This window comes from Acidimicrobiia bacterium (assembly GCA_029210695.1).
Classification (GTDB): Bacteria; Actinomycetota; Acidimicrobiia; order Spongiisociales; family JAHEDJ01; genus JAHEDJ01.
This window is the reverse complement of record JARGFH010000063.1, coordinates 1-18,121: the sequence shown is the minus strand read 5'-3', so window position 1 is coordinate 18,121 and position 18,121 is coordinate 1. Positions and strand designations below refer to the sequence as shown.

Below are 18,121 nucleotides of genomic sequence, written 5' to 3'. Positions count from 1 at the left end.
GACATCCGCAACGCTTCAGCAGTAGCAACCATCCCCCAACACTACACCGGTTCGCCATTTCAGCGACAGACCACTAGTGGAGAGTCACCTCGCTCCACCAAACTCCGGGCGCGGATCTCCGTGGGTCCACCGAGCCAACCCGCCAGGGTCCTCTCATCAATTATCACATCAGGCATTGACAGGAATCTAGGCGCTTCCTCAAGGCGCGAAACGTATTTGCAGCCCGACGGTTCCGATTCCCCCAGACCCTGCCATCTCGGAGCCGACACTAGAAGACCCCCTCGATCGACCGAAGGAAGGTCGAGTGCGGCGAAGAGTCCCCAATGAGGTTTGGAGCCTGGTCTACTCGACGGGGCAACGCGAAAGAGCGGAAGTTGAGATTGAACAGATCGCCGCGACGATCCTCGAGCAGATGACGGCCCTTGAACGTGATCGACTCGGATTCGCCAGCCGCCGCAGCCGACGTGCCGAAATACTTGATCCATATCTCTCGAATCAACCTGAGGTGATTCATTGGCCGGTGTTGATGTCGAGCGATCTCGTGGATAGAAGAAGAGCAGGGACAATTGCGTGAGGCCCGTTATGCCACAGCAGCGCGACAGCTCATCGACGGACGGGGGTCGACGAAGGTCTCGACGTGTCGAAAGCTTGGAATCTCTGCAAGCGTGACTGAGCGAATCATGCGCGAGCACCCGTCGAATGTTGACCTGGCACATGACGATCCACTCCTTGAGCTCGTGCCCGATCTTCTGGGAACCTACCCCACCGTCTCCGAGTAAACGCTAGGACTGGGACAAGCCCAGATTCTGAAACAGCGATGCTTCTATCCGGTAGGTTGGCGGCGTGGACCAATCTGCCGCTGTGTGCGGCATCCACACCTCACGTCGAGCCCGGCGATTTCCACCCGCGGCACTCTCGCCGCGTTTGTACGCGTCCCGACCCATTCTGACTCGTCCCGGGTGTCCGCGGAGTGTCCGCGGAACCGCACTATCTGAAGCGACTTCACGCTGTCGGAGGCGACGAACTGGCGGAGGGTTCGGTCGGTCGGATTTAGCCTCTGGCCTGGGGTTTTCCATGTCTGACAGGCAGTTTCGTGTGGTGGGCGCTACTGGGATCGAACCAGTGACCTCTGCCGTGTTCAGGCATATCAGGGGGTTTCGCTGACCTGGGAGTTTAGCCAGAAACGTATTCTGAACAGGGATTTCGCGCTTCGCTCGGCTTCGCCGTTTAGCACTGTTTCGCGCTCGTCTGTGTCGGATTTGTGTCAGGTCACCATCCAGGACAGAAAGCGCTCCCAGGCCCGTAGCGACTGATTGCTAACTTGTGTCGTAGGTAAACAGGAGTTCCAGTTGCCCTTACTCGACAGCGTTGCGCACATCCTCAAGGAGACCGGTCCACTTCACTACCGCGACATCACCAATGAGCTCCTTAACCGAGGACTCTGGTCCACGAAGGGCAAGACCCCTGAAGCCACAGTCAACGCCCGGATAGCGACGGATATCAAGAACAAAGGCGTGACATCACAGTTCACGCGGGTGACGCCTGGCGTGTTCCACCTGACCCAATACGTCACGGCCGGCAGCGAGTCTCCAGACAATGTTGGGACTCCGGGCGGGAACACCACAATGTCCTTCACCGACTCGGCGGAGTACATCTTGGATATCTTCGCCGACCGCAAGCCCATGCATTATCGGGAGATCACCGACCGGGCGCTCAGCGAAGGAATCCTCGTAACAAAGGGGGCGACTCCCGAAGCGACGATGTATGCGCAGATCCTCACCGAGATCAAGCGCAGGACTCAGAGGAGTGATGACCCACGCTTCGTCAAGCATGGCAAGGGCATGGTCGGCCTCTGGAAGTGGACGCCGAAGGGTGTAGCCCGCACAGTCGCCGAGCACAACAAGGTGGTCCGGAGACAGCTTCGCACTGAGCTACTCAATCTGAGCCCGAAAGGCTTCGAAGAGCTGATCGGCCTTCTGCTCGCCGAGATGGGCTTCGACTCTGTCGAAGTGACACCACTCTCCAACGATGGGGGGATCGACGTTCGAGGCAATCTGATCATCGACGGTGTGCTCCCGATCCGGATGGCTGTGCAAGCCAAACGCTGGAAGGCCAACGTGCAGGCTCCTGCAGTGCAGCAATTACGCGGGAGCCTCGGCGCGGAGGAGCACGGGATGCTCATCACTGCGAGCGGGTTCAGCAAGGGAGCGACTACCGAAGCAGAGCGACCAGGCGCTACCCACATCGCCATCGTGACTGGCGACGAGCTGGTGGACCTGCTAGTTCGATACGAAATCGGCGTGGCGAGAACCGAACACACCGTCGCAGAGGTCGTCGATGGTGGACTTGTATCGTTGGTCGAAGGAGAGGAATACCACACTGGTAGTTGACCAAGCGAATCAACTGCTGAGCGCCGTTTTCGATGCGGCAGTGTCCTCAGATCTGATCGCACACTCGCCGTGCCGAGGAATCAAGCTGCCGAAGGACATCCGGGAGGAGATGCGGTTCCTCTCGCCCGATGAGATCGAGAAGCTGGCTGACGCCATCGACCCCCGGTACCGGGCGCTGGTACTCACCGCCGCATACACCGGTCTCCGATCTGGTGAGCTCCTCGGTTTGAAAGAGAATCGGCTCAACATGCTCCGCCGCCAGCTGCGTGTCGATGAAGCACTGACCGAGGTGAAGGGACAGGTGGGTGGAGTAAGAGGGGCTGATCAGAATGCGGTTTAGACGACCTCGGCTGGAAGTCACCGTGGCAGCATGCGCTGTGATTCTGGTCGCTGCCATCTCTCGATACCTGAACCATCGGGGGTTGGAAAGCAATCGGTCACACCATCCGCATGTGCCTGGGGGCCACACGCCTCCGAGGACGTCACGTAGCCCCAACCGAATTCGCTGGTATTGGGTGCTCGCGGGCACCCTGCTCACCCTTGGGTCCGCTCTTGTAGCCGTGAGTGCTCTCCCGCAGAGTGTGCTCTTGGGCGAATCAGACCGCCCGATCCTGCTCGTGGCCGTGGTGAGCGATGACCCAAGAGTCGCCGCCTCTGATGCAGAGGTTTCGGTTTCTTTTGCGCCTATGCACGACCCATCGATGCCCGTGTCGCCAACCATCGAGGAGTTGCCTGGCAACCTTTCGGTTCTGAGAGACCTCGCCGGCGCCCGAGTGTCACACCGATCCGTGCACACTCCACATCCCGACTGGGATCCAGGCGGTACTCGCCTAATTGTCACCGCCTCGTTTCCAGAGGGCTCAACGTTGGCTGCCTCTGGTCCCTCTGCTCAAGTGGGGCTGCTCGTGTTTGACGTAGCGCAGGTCCTGAGTGGGGCGTATTACCGATCCGGGCCGGATGCGCCACTCCGACTTGACCTTGAGGCGGCGGAGCCAGATCTAGCGATCGCCATGTCCGACTACGAATGCCGGGAGTCAGACTTCGCCTTAGACGAGGCACAGGTGCTCATCGGGGAGAGAGTTGCAGCTTCCTACTTCATGATCGAAGGCTCGGAACCGACCGTGACTGAGTCGAGAAGCGCGGCTGAAGTCGGACAGTTGCTCATGGCTGGACCCGAGTGCTCCTTCAAACTCGAGCAGAAGCGGTACGCAGTTCGACTTCAGATTGAGACAGCCGTCGCCGCCTCTTGGGTCGAAGAGCACAACGGCAGGCTTGTTGGAGCCGGCCCGATCGTGGTCGCAGTTGGCGGCGACTCGCTGTCCGACGTAGACGTCCGCCCCTTGCCTGTTTCGCTCATCGCTGACTATGAGCCCTACACGGAAGACGGTTCGCTTGCTGTAGGAGCGCGGGTGGTCAGCGCTGATCCGCCGTTGGCCTCGACCGTGACTCTCAAGTGGGAAAGCACGGGTGGCTTCTCACTGCCGCCTCGTTTCGAGCTACTGGATCAGGGAGAGGAGAACGCGGCTCGATGGCGCCTTCAGATCGGAACCCTGCTGTTTGGCGTTGGCGTCTCGATCGCAGCAAGCGCAGCATTCTGGGGAGGCTCCGAGCGTCGCAGTCGCAGGTAGTGGTGTCCCTCGGTCGCCACATTCGGCAAGCCGCCGAGCCTTGTTCCGACAGCACGACGTTAAAGCGGCCGGGCGCCGGGCGCCGAGCGATGCTCATGAAACCTCATCGCACGGATATGCGATATTGTCGGTGGACTCCGCCCCGGCCCCCGCAAACGGCGATTCGGTCCGTGCCGTCGACGGCGCTAGTGGTCCGTCGCGGATTTGGTGACTTGGTCTCCTGCCGGACGATCCCCGCTGTGGCAGGGTTCGTGGCACTGCCTACCCCGGTCATCAAATAGCAGACAGACCACTAGAGCGGAAGAGGATCGTTCCCCACTGCTCGCCGCCGGGAGCGAAGGCCGAACGTGTGACCACCGGGTTATGATCCCGAACTTAGGGGTTGCCACTACCAGGGGAAACCCGCGTACTGCCTGTTCAGAGGCCGTTTAACACGACATCGATCGCGGAGCGCGGGAATCGCGAATGGCCGGCCGTGGTCACAGACCTATGCGGATGACGCCAGCAAACGCAGCGGCGAATCCTGTAGCTCATCCTCAAGCGACTCAATGGTCACTGAAGGGCCACTGCGGTCCCAGCCACCGAACTCGTAGACGATCGTGCGATCCTGCGATGTGCGGGGAGTCAGCTTTCTGCGGAGCAGGTTTGCGAATCGCCGGTCGTGCGTCGAGATCATGAGCTGACGTTCCGAACGGACGAATCGGCATAGATCGGCGAATCCGAGCACATTTACATCGTCCATTGACTGGAGCGGGTCATCCAAGAGCACGAACGGCAGGGCGCGTTCGCCTGCGCCCAAGCTCATCGCCAGGAAGTACGACAGAGCGGCAATGTTGGCCTGCGACGCAGAGAAAACGATCAGAGGATCGGCGTCAACTCCGGCCACAAGATCACGCACCACGGGGCTAGAGGTCCCTTTTCCGTAGTACGTGTCATGTTCAAACCCGATCATCTTGAACGCTGGGTGCGGATCGAGCCGGCTGTAGATATCCGAAACCAAAGGCTCGATCGCCTCAAACCTCGCTTTGGTAACGTCGACGCGCGCCTTCGCCGTGGCGTCTGCCAGTTGCTTCAGCCTTGCCGCGCGCGTCGCAAGGCGAGCCCCGTGTGTGGTCCTCTCATCAAGTGCCTGATTTGCGCTAGCCAGCTCTGCTCTTGCACGATCGATCTCACCTGCCGACTGGGATTCCTGGGCGATTTCTGCGTAGCGTTCGAGAGCTGAACCAAGTCGAGCTAGCGAATCTGTGACCGCGGGACCATCAAGGACCACCGACTCGAGCGTCAGAAGGCTTACAGCTATGGGGACACCCTGGACGAGTTCGCTCTCGTTCAGCTCATCGGCGAGCCGGACATGCCGCCGACGCAGCATCTCCCATTGTCGGTTGATCTCTTGTGCCTTGTCGAGTTCGGACTGGCGTTTGTCCCGCTCGACCGTCATTGCATCGACCTGAGCAGACCTGCTCTCGACCGATGCGCGCAGTTCTATGAGCGTCGAACTGTCTCCTGCGATGCTTCGGAGCCGCTCTGCCACAGAATCAGGGTCGATCGACTGGCCGCAAACGGGACAATGCGAAGTCAGCTGTGGGAGTGCTGCTGCGGCGAGGCGCAAGATCTCCTCGCTCGACTGCTCGGCAGCCGTGAGAAGCGAGAGCGCCTTTTCCTGTTCGGCCAATTCCGTCTCCAGAGCAGCACTGGCGGCATCAACGCCGCTTTGAAGCTCGCGGATCTGGTCGTCTCCGACCGCCGGCTGGAGGTTGTTCCGGTCGCTCTCGATCTCCGTCCCGGCGAGCACGAACCCTGTGAATCGGTCGACTAGCTCGTGACACCTGCGGGCTAGCTCGGATACGGCCTCGAGGTCCAAAGCGCTGGGAAGAGTCACGCTCACTGAGTCAGGCATCTCTGCCACTTGGCGGTCAATCTCGGAGCGAGCCACAGTCACGGAGATACGTTGGAGTGCGCGCTGTTCGAGCGTTTCGAGGATGGCGGATGCCGTCTCGACCGCGCCCCGAGCCCTTTCAACATCGTGCTGCGCGTTCCCATTCTGATCGTTGGCCTCTTTGGCCGTGACTCGGACGGCGTCCTCGTAATCCTCAAGCCCTAGGAGCCCGAGGACCGTGGTTATGTGTGCGTATCGGTCTGCTGGTTTGGCTTCTAGCACTGATCTCATGACGTCCTGCTGAAGAAGGCCACACGTGGTCAGGGCCATTGCAAGAGAGTAGGGCTCGGTCGGAACGAGGCACTCTCCCAGCCAATCCCGTGCGGCATCGCCAAACAGCGGTTTTGTGTTGGCGCCTCGCACTTCCAGCGTGCTGTCTCGATAGTCCCCTGTGCGGGCAACGGTGATTTCTCTACCCTCGAAGACGAGCGTGAGTTCTACTCGCGCTCGGCCACCCGGTCGGTATCTGCTTACGACGTGTTCGACGTTCTTTCGGGCCCGGAGGCCCTCCAAGCGCTCAATCGACCCGAGTAATACCCACTGCATTGCGTCGAAGAAGCTCGTCTTTCCGGTTCCGTTCGGACCGGTGATGACAACTGTCGATGCGTCGAGGTCAAACTCCCGACGATCGCGGAATCCGCGGAACGATTCGACAGCAAGTCCCACCAGACGAACGTCAGAGCGCATCATCGATCCTTCCGCCCTGCTGGAAGATCTCTACGGAACGTGAAGCTAGCTCCGGCTCAATCCCATGCTTAACGAGGGCGGTGGCCAGGGAATCGAAAGGATCGTCCATAAGACCGGCGTCCTCCAGTCGCACTGGTTGGACAAATGGGGTGAGGGCATTCCGAACACCGCGGATTGTGGGCTCGACCCCCGCCCGAGCGATCCGCCTGAACCCACGAGTGTCATAGTTGATGCCAAAGAGCGGCCGGGACGCTGACCCTTCTTCTGACGGGCGTTCCTGAGTGAGCAGCACAACGTAGGCATCCCACAGCTTCGGACCCACGTTGGCGGCCTCGATGCGTTCACTCACGGTTCGCTCGACAATGGGCTCAGCGATCAAGAGGTCGCTGATGGTGGGCGTAGCCGCAAGAGCGATGATGAAGTAACGATTCTCCGCGAGAAGGATTCCGGCTGCTGCCTCGCCAATCGATTCGTGGGCAAAGCCTTCGGTGGATAGAACCTCTCTCGCTATTGCCGCAAGATCCGGATCGGCTCGGAATGTGGGTTCGGCCATCATGCAGCCAGGTCCTCTGCGCGAATGAGGGTTGGCGAGACCGTCAGCGGCCCCGATACCAAATCTCTGGGGTCCGAGTCACCGAGCACAGACTGCTCCAGCCCTCCAGGACTAGTGAACCGACCCACAGCTCCAGCAACGAGAAAGGTCGGGCTCGTTGCGGTATCGCCGCCCTCCGACCGGTATTTGATTAGGCGAGATTCCGCCTCACGGCGACATCTCGAAGCTGTGATATTCCCAACACCGACGAGAACCTCGTACACCGAGCCGTTCGTGATCGCACGACCGAGTGGGTGCAACTCGACATCATCGGGGCCAAGCACACCCAATGCGATAAGCGCCGACGTGAAGGACTGTTGACGAAGTACCGAGTGACCCGGTTGCCTCGGAACTGCACAGGCCCGGAGCCATCGGAGGGCGTCCAAAGGAGTGACAACTTCGAAAGCACCGCGCGCCCTGTTGAATGCGGCCAGGGCCTCACTCTGCTCCTCGATTGCCTCAGCTATCTCTCGAAGAAGCAGCCGAACACACGCCGCTGCCAACCCATCAAGGAACTCATCAGCAGTCAGCCCAAACCGGCGTTCTGCCGGATGATCCGGCAGGACCTCAGCCCACTGGCTCTCATCCCAATTGTTGTCAACACTCGGCGATACGACATATATAGCGCCACCCGCGCCAACGGCCTCGGCAGCCTCTTCGATCCGTGACCGAACGTACCCCGCAACATCCCCGATGCCAACAAAAACCACATGTGAGTCAGCAAGACGGGCATTTATCTCATCTCGGACCCACACCGGGGGGTTCGTCAGGTCCTTACTGGTCAGAAGAACCGTATCAGGCCGGGTTGCGCAGCCGTGAACCTTCAGAAGGGCAGGCGCGTGAATCTGTTGACGATCCTGGTCCGAGATGACGGCCAGCACGCGCTCAGCGCCCCCGGCACGTTCTATACAGTCATCCCAATTGGTAGTGATAGTCGAGACAAGACCTTCGAGAAGGAGCAGCGCAAGGGCTTCGTGACCGAAGTTGGGATCGGCCGTTGTGAACTCAGCCACGCCGACAGCCGTCCGTCGTAGTAGATCGAGGCCACCATCAAGAGCCGCCACGACGTCTGCGACTGACGTCAGGTTCGAAGAGTCTGCGCCATCCAGCGCATCGGCTCCGAGCAGATCGACCAGCCGCTCATGGCAACGACGGGCCACCTCGGCGCCAGCCGGGATATCCGTTGGATGACCCCGACTAAGTCCAGCGCCCGTGTAGACCACGAGACGGCCACGCTTCGCGACATCGGCCAATGCCAGGGCATAGGGTGGCTGTCCTGCCCCCATCGGACCAGCTGCATACATGCCGTTCAGCCTAGACGGAGCTGGGTTCCGGCCGCGTTTGCCGTGCGGCGATCCGAACAAGAGAAACAAGCTGCACCAGATCCTGCCGAGCCGGTGAACACTCAGATGACAGGGTTGCTAACACTCTGCTGACAGGGTTGCTAACACTCTGCTGACAGGGTTGCGGCGCACGCTCCACCTCGTGACATGCACGAGAGGAGCGGCCAATGGGGTCGAGAGCCCCAGCACGGGCGGCCGACACTGAGCTGATTCGTCGCCTTGATGCGGAGTGGCGGATCCTGTCCGAGTCGCGCTGGTTGCGAGATCGACTGGCCAGTTGGTCAGCCGATGACGACCGACTCGCATTCGATGACGGTGACCGTCTTGTTTCCACTGCGCAGAGGTGCGATGTGTCGAGTTGGGCGGAGCGGGATCAGGTTCTCGCTGCTCTGCTCGAGCGAGCCACCGGCGACGGACTGGCCAGCCGAGTCGCGCTCCAAGTTGTGCTCCCGGGGTTGAAAAGCCTTATCAACGGGATCCGCGGGTGGGATACAGAGGAACGAGCCGCCCGGGTCGTAGCCACGGCCTTGGACGTCATCTCCTGGTGTGCCACCGAGCCGGCAGGAACACCACCGAGCTTCCGGATCTATACGAACACGAGGCGTCGAGTCCTGCGCTCAGCAGTTCGTGCTAGATCGGAACCTGTCGTGTTCGTCGACGACTACAGGCACCTCGAAGTCCGCGACCAGTGCACCGACGGCCCGTCCGAGGAGAAGGAGGTTGAGCAACTCGTCGAGTGGGTTCGTGAACGAGGGCGGGTTCGGGAGGGGGAGGCTCGCCTGGTGGTGATGACCCGGGTTGCTGGGGTCTCGGTCGATGAGCTGGCTGCCGCCGAGGACGTGGATCCCCAGACGCTGCGACAGCGAAGGCTGCGGGCCGAGCGTCGTGTTCGCCAAGGCCTGACCCTGGCTCGGTGACCACATGGAGTTCGAGAGCCTGTCGCGTCCCGCTCCCCCGCCCGCCCCTTATGCCTGCGATCGGCCATGACGACCGACCCCGATCACTGACCGAGTGGAGGAAATATGCAAGCTTTCTCACAGCAACCCAGGGACCGAAAGCTCGGTCTCAAGGTCACCCAGTCAGACGGTGACGCCCGCACGCTGACCGACGTCGAGCTGGACAGCCAGATCCGGGCCGGTTGGGACATCTGGTGTGATCTGCTCGACGACCTCCTGAGTACTGGCGGAACGTTGCCGTCCCGCGAACTTGCCGGCCGGGTGGTGGGCTTCTTCGAGGACGGCTACTGGAGAGCCGAGTACGCCCGAGTTGAGGCATTGCGCCGTCAGATGGCTTCACAGCAACTTCGACGCTGTGGCGTCATGGATCAGTCAAGGGGGATCCGATGACCTCCGAGGACCATCAGGAGGCGATCGCCAGTCGACCGTCCGCTCGCCGGGGATGGAATCCGGTGCTGACCGTCCGGGCCATGCACCTCGTCCTGTGGTTCCTGGTGATCTCAGGTCCGGTCACCGCTTTTCTAGTGGCAACACAGCTGTCGTCACTCAGCGAACGACTCGACCTCGTCAACATCGAGGCCAGGGTCGAGATACCCCCCGAGACGGCTGGAGCCGAGGGTTTCGCGGAGCTGTTCATCGCCACCTATCTCAGTGCCGGCGAGGGATCGACCGATTCGCTCGGTCCCTTCCTGAACAACGTCTCGTTGGATGAAGTCGAGAGCGGATCGTGGTCGGCGACGAGGACGACAAGCCTTGGCGCCTCGGAGGTCGCCCCTGGCTACTACGCGGTGGCGGTGGCTGCGGAGGTTGTCGCCGCCGAAAGCGACGCCGACGGTCAGCCCAAATGGATTCCGGCAGGCACCCGCTTCTACTCGGTTGGAGTGGCCGAGACGACAACTGGATGGGCCATCACCGGCCTGCCGACCCTCATGCCGGCACCCGGCGGGGCCACTGCCCCGGACCTGCTGATCGATCACGTGGACGGACTCGATGCGACACCCGGGCTGGAGGAGATGCTGTCGCGCTTCCTGGCTGCCTATCTGGCGGGGGACGGCGAGCTCACCCGGTACACCTCCCCGTCTTCGCCCATAGTCCCGGTCCGGCCGACGCCGTTCTCGAGTGTCGAGATCCTCCAGGCAGGGATGGCCGAAACGTCAGGCGGTCGGACCGAGGTGGCGGTGGTTGTCCGAGCGACTGACATCGCCGGCCGGGCTCAGATTCTCGAGTACGCCCTCGTTGTCGAACAGCGGGACGGCCGCTGGGAGGTATCGGAGCTCTTGTCGGCACCACCTGTCGCATCGTCGGAAACCAACTGAGAGGCGGACTCGAATGATCCAGACAGCAGAAACCGTGGTCGGGAACTTGACCAACCTGGCGATCGGGGCGGCGGTGTTGATCGCCATCGGAATGATCTTGTGGTCGTGGCTGGTGAAGCGGACCGTGTCGGCCGTGATCGGAGTGATCATCCTGGCCGCCATCGTCCTGTTCGCCATAAACGCCACCGACTGGCTACAGAACAAGGTAGCCGAAGACGTCGGCGCCCTCGCCCCGCCCGCCCACACGATTTTCGTATCGGCCGATGGGTCGCTGTAGGTGCGGGCGATGGACGTCGACGTCTACCACTCGTACACACAGGCCCTCCGTCACCCGGTGATCATCGGACACGTTGCCGGATGGCGACTCCCGTGGGCCCTTTCGGCCTCTCAACTGGGGGCGGTCGCAGGGATGAGCGGGCTGCTGTTGGCGACACGACCGGTGTGGGCGCACATGGGAGCGGTCGGAAACCTGGCCTTCTTCACGCTGCTGATAGCGGGGTCGGGGTGGGCGGTCAGGCATTGGCGAATCGAAGGCCGCTCCCCCTTCCTGGTCGCCGCTGGTCTCGCCAACGTGATCCTGTCGCCTGGATGCAGACACGGAGTCCGCAACGGCACACCCGTCACGCAACCACGGCCGACCCGAGGCAACCACATCGGCATAGTGATCGTGTCGGCCCCGATGAGTCTGAGGAGGCGGGCGGATGGGTAATCCGCTGCCCGTGCGCGGCATCACCGGTCATCTCGTGTGGGGTGCACACGGTGCCGTGTGGGCGTGCTTCGAGGTGCAACCATTCCCCTATCCGCATCGGTCGGTTCGTGATGCCCGGGAGGTGCATGCCCGCACCACCTCCGCCCTCCTCGGCCTCCCGACTCATTCGCTGATCCTGTCGATCGCCCGCAGGCTCTCACGGGACGAACTCGAGCAGCGGATCCGTGGCGAGGACCACGGGCGATCGCCTGGCTGGGCGGGTACTGCGCGACGCGCGGCGAATCGGCTGGCTTCGGAGTCGATGTCTGAGCGCCGCTGGTTCCTCGCCGTCCAACTCCCTGACACGAGCAGCGGGCGCCGCATGGTGGACCGGCTCCGGGCGGCGGCCTCGGAGCTGGGATTTGCCTTCGGGACACCTCCATCGGTTGTGGGGCAGCGTCGAGTTGCTGTGGCGATGGGACAGGCGAGTTCGCTGGCAGACCAGCTGTCACAGCATCTCCGTCTCCGACCCCTCGACGCCGGCCAGGTGCGCTGGCTGTATGAGCGAGCCGTGCTCCGAGGGCTCCTCGACCTGCCCCTCCCGAATGACAACAGCGCTGATCGTCCGTCGGTAGTTCGACTGGATCGTGACGCCGTCTACTTCGAGGGTGGCCGCCGCACCGATCCGAATCGTCCGTCGCATTGGCGGTACCTCACCGTCGAAGACCCCGACCACGGGATCGGCCATCAGGCGTTCTCGTGCCTGGGCGAAACCCCAGCGGCGTGGACCTTCCCGTATGGGTCCGGGGAGTGGCTGTGGCATCTGGACGATCAACTCCCCTACCCGGTGGACTGGGCGATACGGATCGAACGGGTCGACAACCAGGCCGCCCGCCGCCGGGCGCTACGAGCAAAGCGGAACCTGGTCGGCCAGCTCGCCGAACCGGGCGGTGACCCGGCCGGCCCGGCCACCACCCTGGCCGCCGCCACCGACGCGGTCGACGAGCATCGGGCTCGCCTCGAGTCCAATCCGGCGCTCCCAGCGTTGCGGGCGACGACCACCGTGGCCGTCGCCCACCGAGACCTCGCCGAACTCGAACACCGGATCGCGATCTTGGAGTCGGCGTTTCGGGCCGCCGAGTTCAACTTCTACCGGCCCACCGGCGCTCAGCTGGCATGTTTCACCTCGATGCTCCCCGGAGGGCCGGTACTGCCGGTGGTTCGCGAGTACGGCCAGGACCTACTGCCTGACGGTCTGGCCTCGGCGATGCCGTTCGCCGGATCGGGTGTCGGCGACCCCGGCGGGATGCTTCTCGGGTACTCCCTCGACGGGCTTGTGCCCCGTCCCGTCTTCCTGGATCCCGCTCACGGGCCTCGTGACCTCAACCGGTCGGGATCGCTCGCCGCCATCGGCGAACTCGGCGCAGGCAAGAGCTTCCTGGCCAAGACCCTCGCCCGCAACACTGTGGCGATGGGCGGCCAAGTGGTCGCCATCGACCGCACCGAGCAGGGTGAATACGGTCGGGTCGCCGACATGGTGGGAGGCAGCGCCCAGGTGGTGGAGATCTCCGCCGATGCCACCGTGGGTCTCGACCCGTTCGCAGTGTTCGACAACGACGAACTACGCCTCCGCTACGGGGTCGGGTTCATCACCCTCCTCACCGCGACTCCACCGGGATCTGTCGCCGGAACTCTCTGCTACCGGGCCGCCCACCACACTCTCGAACGGGCCGCGCAGACCGGTCAACTCCCCAGGCTGCGAGATGTAGTCGACGACCTCGAAGCGTCCGACGGACCGGGTCGTGAGGTGGCCGACAAGCTGCGGGCGCTCGCAGAGATCTCCTACGGCCGGTTGGTGTTCGGAGACCCGGGACCCGCCGTCAACCTCAACGGCGACTACGTGTGCTTCCACATCCCCGGCCTCCGCCTCCCCCGCCGCAACGTGTCCCGGGACGATCAGCTCCCCGAGGAACTCCTCGGCCAGGCAATCCTCTACCTGGTCGCCGCCTTTTCCCGCCGGGTGCTTTTCCGCCACTCTGACCGGTTCGCCGCCCTGCTGCTGGACGAGGCGCACGCCCTGACTGCGAGCGCTCAGGGTCACGCCCTCGTGATGGACCTGATCCGCGACGGCCGCAAGCACTTCGCAGCGGTGTGGGCATTCAGCCAACTCCCCGGCGACCTCACCGCCGAAAGCGGCACCGAAGACGTCGACACCCTGTTGGGCTACCGGATCGTGTTCCGCCAGTCCCCCGGAACCGCTGATGACGCGCTCCGCTTCCTCGGCTCCGATGGGCGTGACGACAACGTCGAGACGATCACATCGCTCGGGACCGGCGAGTGTCTCATGCGGGACCCCTCAGGACGTCTTGGGCTGGTCCGCATCGCTGCACCCGACGACCCCGACATTGTCAGCGCCTTCTCTACCACCCCCGGCGCCAGCCGGGTGGCGGTCGGACCATGGCCCTCCCTCGACCACCAGCCAGACGATTCGAAGCTCACCGCCGACGGGACAGCGCCGTGAGCCACCACCAAGACACGGTGGAGCACAGTCGCCAATCGCTGGCATTGGACGGTTGGGGGTGGATCGCCGTACTGGCACTAGCCGCCCTCGTCATCACCGCGGCCTGGGCGCCCCCCGCCCACGCCCAGACCGAAGAGCCCTCCCCCGGCGTCGAGCTGGGTGAGGAGCTGTATCCGCCCACCGACTACCCAACTGACAACAGCCAAGGAATCGTCAGAATCGGCCGCTACGACATCGGCTGCGCCAACGACGGGCTCATCGGCGACATCGGCTGCGTCACGCTCGGCACCGCCACCGATCTGGTCTTCTCGATCGCCAAAATGCTTGTCGCCCTGGCGATCTGGCTGCTCCAGGCCGCCACCGGGTTCATCATCGAAGGAGCGCTCACGGACGCAGCCACCGCCGTCGCCGACCTGTTGGACGATCGAGTGCTGGGACCGATGCGACTGTCACACCTCGGACTGGTCGTGTCCGCCCTCTACATGGGCTGGCAATTCCTGCGAGGCAAGGTCGGTGCGGGGGCCGGGGAGTTCGCCCTCACCCTCATCGTGTTCGCCGTGCTCGTCCACGTCACTACCGGACCAGGCTTCGGTGGCGCGGTAACCGGGGCGATGCAAACCGCCGGGGGGATCTCAGCCGAGATCGTCTCGCTCGCCGCCGGCACCGACCGAGGCGCAAATGTATCCGATCGGGTGAGCGGGGGGTTGATGGCCGGGTTCGTTCGCGACCCCTACGACACCATCAACTGGGGACAACCGCTCCCGGCGGGTCCATGCGCGGACGCCCGCAACCAGGCACTGATCTCAGGGCCGCACGGGTTCGATGACACCCCCCGACAGCTGATGGAAGCCGCCGGATGCGATGCTCAAGCGAGTTTCAACGCCGACGCCACGGTCGGGCGCCTGGTCGGAGCTCTGCTGTATCTGGTGGTCGCCGCCGCAGCGCTGGCGCTGTTCATGGTCACCGCCTTCACGCTGGTAGTGGCCAAGGGCCTGGCCCTGTTCCTTATCGCTCTCCTGCCCATCGCCCTCTACGCCGGGCTGTTCCCCGGCGCCGGCCGTGCCCTTCTGTGGCATTGGGTGGCCGCGCTCGTGCGGGTGGTTGCGCTCGTGATCGTGATGGGTGTCTTCCTCGCCCTGTTGGTAACCGGTCTCAACGGACTTCTCGGCGTATCTGGCGGCATGTGGACCCGGTTCCTGCTGGTGATCTTCTTCATGGCCGTCATGGCGGTCGGCCGTCGCCAACTCCTCGACATCTCCCAACGGTTCGCCGACTCCACCCTCCAACGACTCGAAAGCAACCGGATCGGCGGATCCCACGGCGCCACCTGGGTCCGCCCCTACCAGGCTGGAGGGCTCACCGGGCTCGGCGTCACCCACACCATCCGCGAAACCACGACCGACATCCCAGCCTTGCCCCGCAAGAAACACCAACCGGCGCCCGCCCTGGCGGCGGTTGCCTGGCAGCAGGCTCAGCGGAGGACCTCGGCGTGAGCTGGCAACTCGTCGCCCGCGCCGCCACCCATCTCGCCAAGCGAAAGCTCGCCGACAAACTCGCCGAACACAACAACGGATCGCTGCTGTGGCGGATCGTCATCACCCTCGGGCTCGTCACCGCACCCATGGGCCTCGTCCTCCTCCTCGTGATGGTGCTCGGGGTGGCGGCGATGGTGGTCGGCAGCCCGGCGGCCGCCGCCAGCGGAGCGCTCGGCATCCCGCCGGTGGTGTTCTCCACCTACGTTGCCGCCGAAACCAACGCGCCGAGCATCGCCTCCGGCTGTGTTGTCGATTGGCCGGTCATCGCCGGCATCTGGAAGGTCGAGTCCAATCACGCGACGACCGGTGGACGGACAGTCGGCTCAGACGGACAGGTGACCCCGCCCCTCTATGGGGTCACCCTCGACGGCTCACAGCCAGGCACTGCCGTCATTCCCGACTCAGACGGTGGTCTCCTCGACGGCGACCCGACCTGGGACCGTGCGGTTGGGCCTGCACAATTTCTCCCCGGATCGTGGCGTGCCTTCGGACGGGACGGCAACAACGACGGCACGGCCGACCCGCAGAACGTGTTCGACGCCGCCCTCGGCACCGTCGCCCACCTCTGCATCGCCAGCGCCGGCGACTACACCAACCCCACCGACCTCGCCCGAGCGCTCCGCCGCTACAACAACTCCGCCGAGTACGTCACCACCGTCACCAGGTGGATCGACTACTACCGAGCCTTTCAGTTCACCCAAGGCGCGGTCACCGCCGACGAGCTGTACGCCTTCCCGCTGCCGGTCAGCGCAGTGACCGTCGACGAGATCCGCCGGAATCACCACGACTACCCCGCCTCTGACCTCGGCGTACCCGAAGGCACCCCCGTCTACGCCGCCCACCCCGGCACCATCAGCAACGTCTACGAGCCATGCCCAACCTGTCGGTGCGGCTGGGGAATCACCATCGCCGGTCTCGACAACCACAGCTACACCTACTGCCACGGCACCCAAGTGACCGTCGAACCCGGAACCGAGGTGACAGCCGGACATCTGATCATGACGTCGGGCAATACCGGCAACTCCAGCGGCCCACACCTCCACTTCCAGATCCGGAACCCCGACGGTGCCCTGCTCTGCCCGCAAGGTCCGCTCGAGGCCTGGTGGAACGGGATCGGGCTCAGCCCCGCCAGCGCACCTACCAGCGGCTGTACCCACTGAAAGGAACCGACAGATGACATCCGTCCAACGCCAGCCGATCGACCCGACCGAGATTCTCAGCAAGCGGCGGATCGCCGCCGCCTTCGCTTCCCTAACGGCCTCCAACGATGGCCCTTCCGATGGCTCGCTCCACCTCGACGACGACGAGCGACAGAGCATCGCCCACGCCCTCAACGGGAACTCACATCCCGTCGGCGGGTTCGCCCAGATGGTCCTCGACCAGTGGGACCAACTGGATGCCGACGATCGAGTAGCGGGACTTCTCCTCTTCGCCGAGATCGTCAACCGGCCCCACCGGCAACGAGCCGTCAGCCAGGGGGTGGAAAGGTGAGCGACGCATGTGTGAGCTGTGACGCCGAAACTCTCCTCACGGCGCAGGGGTTGTGTGAGTCGTGCCGTGACGATCTGCGGTTCGTCGTCCGGCCCGCCGCCCATCGCGAGGCCTACCGGCGCCGAGTCGCAGCCGAAGCCGGGTTCCGGGGAGAGATGGAACGACTCGGGGTGGTCATCATCACCAGCGTCCCCGACGACAACAGCCTCTGGATCTGCGACTTCTGCGACAGTCAGATCCCGGTTGCCGGTGAATACACCCTCATTCCGCTGCTCGGCAGCCACGCCCTCTGCACACCTTGTGCCACCACCATCCCCTACTGGCCCGACGGTTGGACCCACCCCACCCCACGAGCCTGTCGCTGTGGTGCCTGCCAAACGCCACTCCTGCGCACCCTCATCACCGAACCACACAATCGACACCGGACGGCACGGCGGTGGGGTATCGAACGATGACCCACCCGGCGCCGAACAGTCCTGACGGTGAGAAGATCCTCACCATCATCACCGGCGGCCTGATAGCAGCCTGCCTGATGGTGTGGACCGCCGGCCAGGTCGCCACCCGCCTCTGGGACGGCACCTGGATGCACGTTCCCCTGTTGGAGAGCCCGCTCATTCTCTGGAAGCTCATCGTCAACCCGGGACAACCGGTCCAGGCATGGCCACCTGCAGCCGGCGACCTGCTCCCCGACCCCCTCCCCTACTACGCCACCCTCATCTTCCTCGTGGCAGTTCTGATTGGCGCCGGTGCGCTCGGCTACCGCTGGCACGACCGCCATCAGAACTCCTCAAACGGCGAATCGGCCCGATGGGCCAAACCCCGAGACCTCAAACCCCTCCTGATCCGCCGACCCCAGCCAGGACGGCTCACCCTCGGCACCGTCAACCGAAGACTCATCGCCACCGAAGCCCAACACTCAGTCGCTGTCATCGGACCGGCCGGCACCGGCAAGACCACCGGATTCGCCATCCCCGCCCTCCTCGAATGGGACGGACCCGTCATCGCCACCTCCGTCAAAGGCGACCTCCTCGAACACAC

18 protein-coding genes are annotated in these 18,121 nt (G+C 63.6%); 14 read left to right on the top strand and 4 right to left on the bottom strand.

The window, feature by feature from the left end:
• Window positions 1–268: 268 nt before the first annotated feature.
• Window positions 269–514, bottom strand: a complete 246-nt coding sequence (locus tag P1T08_15685) for a hypothetical protein (GenBank protein ID MDF1597520.1) — start codon at window positions 512–514, stop codon at window positions 269–271.
• A gap of 835 nt (window positions 515–1,349) precedes the next feature.
• Here P1T08_15685 and P1T08_15680 point away from each other — a divergent pair.
• From P1T08_15680 to P1T08_15670, 3 genes are all read left to right on the top strand, one after another.
• Window positions 1,350–2,390: an HTH domain-containing protein gene (locus P1T08_15680; GenBank protein MDF1597519.1), complete on the top strand. Its 1,041-nt coding sequence runs from the start codon at window positions 1,350–1,352 to the stop codon at window positions 2,388–2,390.
• A gap of 40 nt (window positions 2,391–2,430) precedes the next feature.
• Window positions 2,431–2,730, top strand: coding sequence for a tyrosine-type recombinase/integrase (locus P1T08_15675; GenBank protein MDF1597518.1), 300 nt, complete (start codon window positions 2,431–2,433; stop codon window positions 2,728–2,730).
• A gap of 220 nt (window positions 2,731–2,950) precedes the next feature.
• Window positions 2,951–4,018 carry a hypothetical protein gene (locus tag P1T08_15670; protein MDF1597517.1) on the top strand — a complete coding sequence of 356 codons (1,068 nt, stop codon included), beginning with the start codon at window positions 2,951–2,953 and terminating at the stop codon, window positions 4,016–4,018.
• 487 nt (window positions 4,019–4,505) lie between these two features.
• Here P1T08_15670 and P1T08_15665 read toward each other — a convergent pair whose 3' ends face one another.
• The 3 genes from P1T08_15665 to P1T08_15655 are packed head-to-tail and all read right to left on the bottom strand — an operon-like array spanning window position 4,506 to window position 8,537.
• On the bottom strand, window positions 4,506–6,644 hold the full coding sequence (locus P1T08_15665; protein MDF1597516.1) for an AAA family ATPase: 2,139 nt from the start codon (window positions 6,642–6,644) through the stop codon (window positions 4,506–4,508).
• On the bottom strand, window positions 6,631–7,197 hold the full coding sequence (locus P1T08_15660) for a hypothetical protein (protein ID MDF1597515.1): 567 nt from the start codon (window positions 7,195–7,197) through the stop codon (window positions 6,631–6,633). Before P1T08_15660 ends, P1T08_15665 begins: the two co-directional genes overlap by 14 nt.
• Window positions 7,194–8,537 (bottom strand): SIR2 family protein, encoded by a 1,344-nt coding sequence (locus P1T08_15655; GenBank protein ID MDF1597514.1) that lies wholly within the window; start codon window positions 8,535–8,537, stop codon window positions 7,194–7,196. The genes P1T08_15660 and P1T08_15655 overlap by 4 nt, the downstream gene beginning before the upstream one ends.
• Before the next feature lie 206 nt (window positions 8,538–8,743).
• On the opposite strand from P1T08_15655, the gene P1T08_15650 reads away from it, so the two are divergent.
• From P1T08_15650 to P1T08_15600, 11 genes are all read left to right on the top strand, one after another.
• The gene (locus tag P1T08_15650) at window positions 8,744–9,493 is read left to right on the top strand and encodes a hypothetical protein (protein ID MDF1597513.1); all 750 of its coding nucleotides are present in this window, start codon (window positions 8,744–8,746) and stop codon (window positions 9,491–9,493) included.
• 105 nt (window positions 9,494–9,598) lie between these two features.
• Entirely contained in the window at window positions 9,599–9,922 is a 324-nt protein-coding gene (locus P1T08_15645) for a hypothetical protein (GenBank protein MDF1597512.1), read from the top strand.
• Window positions 9,919–10,848: a conjugal transfer protein gene (locus P1T08_15640; protein MDF1597511.1), complete on the top strand. Its 930-nt coding sequence runs from the start codon at window positions 9,919–9,921 to the stop codon at window positions 10,846–10,848. Before P1T08_15645 ends, P1T08_15640 begins: the two co-directional genes overlap by 4 nt.
• A gap of 13 nt (window positions 10,849–10,861) precedes the next feature.
• Entirely contained in the window at window positions 10,862–11,125 is a 264-nt protein-coding gene (locus P1T08_15635) for a hypothetical protein (protein ID MDF1597510.1), read from the top strand.
• 9 nt (window positions 11,126–11,134) lie between these two features.
• Window positions 11,135–11,557, top strand: coding sequence for a hypothetical protein (locus P1T08_15630; protein MDF1597509.1), 423 nt, complete (start codon window positions 11,135–11,137; stop codon window positions 11,555–11,557).
• Window positions 11,550–14,057 carry an ATP-binding protein gene (locus P1T08_15625; protein ID MDF1597508.1) on the top strand — a complete coding sequence of 836 codons (2,508 nt, stop codon included), beginning with the start codon at window positions 11,550–11,552 and terminating at the stop codon, window positions 14,055–14,057. The genes P1T08_15630 and P1T08_15625 overlap by 8 nt, the downstream gene beginning before the upstream one ends.
• Window positions 14,054–15,550 carry a hypothetical protein gene (locus P1T08_15620; GenBank protein MDF1597507.1) on the top strand — a complete coding sequence of 499 codons (1,497 nt, stop codon included), beginning with the start codon at window positions 14,054–14,056 and terminating at the stop codon, window positions 15,548–15,550. The genes P1T08_15625 and P1T08_15620 overlap by 4 nt, the downstream gene beginning before the upstream one ends.
• Window positions 15,547–16,752, top strand: a complete 1,206-nt coding sequence (locus tag P1T08_15615) for a peptidoglycan DD-metalloendopeptidase family protein (protein ID MDF1597506.1) — start codon at window positions 15,547–15,549, stop codon at window positions 16,750–16,752. The genes P1T08_15620 and P1T08_15615 overlap by 4 nt, the downstream gene beginning before the upstream one ends.
• Window positions 16,753–16,765: 13 nt before the next feature.
• The gene (locus P1T08_15610; GenBank protein MDF1597505.1) at window positions 16,766–17,083 is read left to right on the top strand and encodes a hypothetical protein; all 318 of its coding nucleotides are present in this window, start codon (window positions 16,766–16,768) and stop codon (window positions 17,081–17,083) included.
• Window positions 17,080–17,538: a hypothetical protein gene (locus P1T08_15605; GenBank protein ID MDF1597504.1), complete on the top strand. Its 459-nt coding sequence runs from the start codon at window positions 17,080–17,082 to the stop codon at window positions 17,536–17,538. The genes P1T08_15610 and P1T08_15605 overlap by 4 nt, the downstream gene beginning before the upstream one ends.
• A partial coding sequence (locus tag P1T08_15600) for a type IV secretory system conjugative DNA transfer family protein (protein MDF1597503.1) occupies window positions 17,535–18,121 on the top strand: 587 nt, incomplete at its 3' end. The genes P1T08_15605 and P1T08_15600, both read left to right, overlap by 4 nt.